Source organism: Zoogloea dura, from assembly GCF_012927165.1.
Taxonomy (GTDB): Bacteria; Pseudomonadota; Gammaproteobacteria; order Burkholderiales; family Rhodocyclaceae; genus Zoogloea; species Zoogloea dura.
This window is the reverse complement of record NZ_JABBGA010000072.1, coordinates 1-2189: the sequence shown is the minus strand read 5'-3', so window position 1 is coordinate 2189 and position 2189 is coordinate 1. Positions and strand designations below refer to the sequence as shown.

The 2189-nt window shown below is 63.9% G+C and carries 3 protein-coding genes; all 3 read left to right on the top strand.

Translation table 11 applies throughout. The features are described from left to right. A partial coding sequence (locus HHL15_RS26105; RefSeq protein ID WP_169148687.1) for an amino acid ABC transporter permease occupies positions 1–681 on the top strand: 681 nt, incomplete at its 5' end. A gap of 1 nt (position 682) precedes the next feature. After that, positions 683–1372, top strand: a complete 690-nt coding sequence (gene gltK / locus HHL15_RS26100; RefSeq protein ID WP_169148686.1) for a glutamate/aspartate ABC transporter permease GltK — start codon at positions 683–685, stop codon at positions 1370–1372. A 15-nt stretch (positions 1373–1387) separates the two neighbouring features. Next, positions 1388–2116: an amino acid ABC transporter ATP-binding protein gene (locus tag HHL15_RS26095; protein WP_169148685.1), complete on the top strand. Its 729-nt coding sequence runs from the start codon at positions 1388–1390 to the stop codon at positions 2114–2116. Positions 2117–2189 lie beyond the last annotated feature (73 nt).

Below are 2189 nucleotides of genomic sequence, written 5' to 3'. Positions count from 1 at the left end.
TACCTCGGCTGGATGCTCTCCGGCCTGCAGACCACGGTCCTGCTGTCCCTGTCCGCCTGGCTCATCGCCCTCGCCCTGGGCAGCCTCATGGGCGTGCTGCGCACCGTGCCCCACAAGGGCCTCGCCACCCTCGCCGCCACCTATGTCGAGGTCTTCCGCAACATCCCCCTGCTCGTCCAGCTCTTCATCTGGTACTTCGTGCTGCCCGAGCTGCTGCCCTTCGGACTCGGCGATGCCTTCAAGCAGAAGCTCGACCCGGTCACCCAGCAGTTCGTCTCCGCCATGGTCTGCCTCGGTTTCTTCACCAGCGCCCGCGTCTGCGAGCAGGTCCGCTCCGGCATCAACGCCCTTCCCCGCGGCCAGAAGAATGCCGGCCTGGCCCTGGGTTTCACCCTACCCCAGACCTACCGCCACGTGCTCCTGCCGATGGCCTTCCGTCTTGTCGTGCCGCCCCTCACCTCGGAGTTCCTCAACATCTTCAAGAACTCGGCCGTGTGTTCCACCATCGGCCTGCTTGAGCTCGCTGCCCAGGGCCGCCAGTTGGTGGATTACACGGCTCAGCCGTATGAGTCCTTCATCGCCGTGACGGTGCTCTATCTCATCATCAATGTGGTGGTGATGAGCCTGATGCGGGTGGTGGAAGAGAAGACCCGTGTGCCGGGCTACCTGGGAGGCAAGTGACATGTACGAATTCGATTGGTCTTCCATCCCCGGCGCCCTGCCCTTCTTGTGGGAGGGCATGAAGGTGTCGCTGGAGATCACGGTGACGGCGGTGGTCTTCGGCATCGTCTGGGGCACCTTGCTGGCGATGATGCGTTTGTCGCCGGTGAAGCCGCTGGGCTGGTTTGCGGCGGGCTATGTGAATCTCTTCCGCTCGATTCCGCTGGTGATGGTGTTGCTGTGGTTCTTCCTGATCGTGCCCCAGTTTCTCAAAGGGGTCTTCAATCTGGATCCGAACACGGATGTGCGCTTCACCTCGGCGATGATCGGCTTTGCGCTGTTCGAGTCGGCGTATTACTCGGAGATCATCCGCGCCGGCATCCAGTCGGTGCCCAAGGGCCAGGTGGCCGCGGCCTCGGCGCTGGGCATGACCTACGCCCAGGCGATGCGCCTCGTCGTGCTGCCCCAGGCCTTCCGCAACATGGTGCCCCTGCTGCTCACCCAGGCGATCGTGCTGTTCCAGGATACGTCGCTGGTGTATGTGTCGGCGCTGGCCGATTTCTTCGGCGCGGCCTACAAGGTGGGCGACCGGGACGGGCGCCTCGTCGAGCTGCTGCTGTTTGCCGGGGCGGTGTATTTCCTCGTCTGCTTTGCGGCCTCCCAGCTGGTGCGCCGCTATCAAAAGAAACTCAACGCCCATGTGGCGCACTGATCCAAGGAGCCCGACATGATCTCCATCGACAACGTTTCCAAGCATTACGGCAGTTTCCAGGTCCTGACCGACTGTTCCACCACGGTGCAGAAGGGGGAGGTGATCGTGGTCTGCGGCCCTTCCGGCAGCGGTAAGTCCACGCTCATCAAGTGCGTCAATGGCCTGGAGCCGTTCCAGGCCGGCTCCATCACGGTGGACGGGATTTCGGTGGGCGACCCGAAGACCAATCTGTCCAAGCTGCGCAGCCGTGTGGGCATGGTCTTCCAGCACTTCGAGCTGTTCCCCCACATGAGCATCACCGACAACCTCACCATCGCTCAGGTGAAGGTCCTCGGCCGCAGCAAGGAGGAGGCGGCCGACAAGGGGCTCAAGCTGCTCGAGCGGGTCGGCCTCAAGGCCCACGCCCACAAGTTTCCGGGCCAGCTCTCCGGCGGCCAGCAGCAGCGCGTGGCGATCGCCCGCGCCCTGGCCATGGACCCGATCTGCATGCTCTTCGATGAGCCCACCTCGGCCCTCGACCCGGAGATGATCAATGAGGTCCTCGATGTGATGGTCGAGCTCGCCCAGGAGGGCATGACCATGATGTGCGTGACCCACGAGATGGGCTTCGCCAAGAAGGTCGCCTCCCGCGTCATCTTCATGGACAAGGGCCAGATCGTCGAGGACGACGCCAAGGACGCCTTCTTCGGCAACCCGCGCTCCGAACGCGCGCGGCAGTTCCTGGCGAAGATCCTGCAGCATTGAGGCCGGCCTGCAGGGGGGGCGGGAGCCGCCCCTGCAGATCCTTCATTCACACCTGCAGTCCTTCATGCGGCCC

Bases quoted from the DNA above. Each gene is read 5' to 3' on its own strand.
- gltK (WP_169148686.1), top strand. From the start codon at position 683: ATGTACGAATTCGATTGGTCTTCCATCCCCGGCGCCCTGCCCTTCTTG.
- HHL15_RS26095 (WP_169148685.1), top strand. From the start codon at position 1,388: ATGATCTCCATCGACAACGTTTCCAAGCATTACGGCAGTTTCCAGGTC.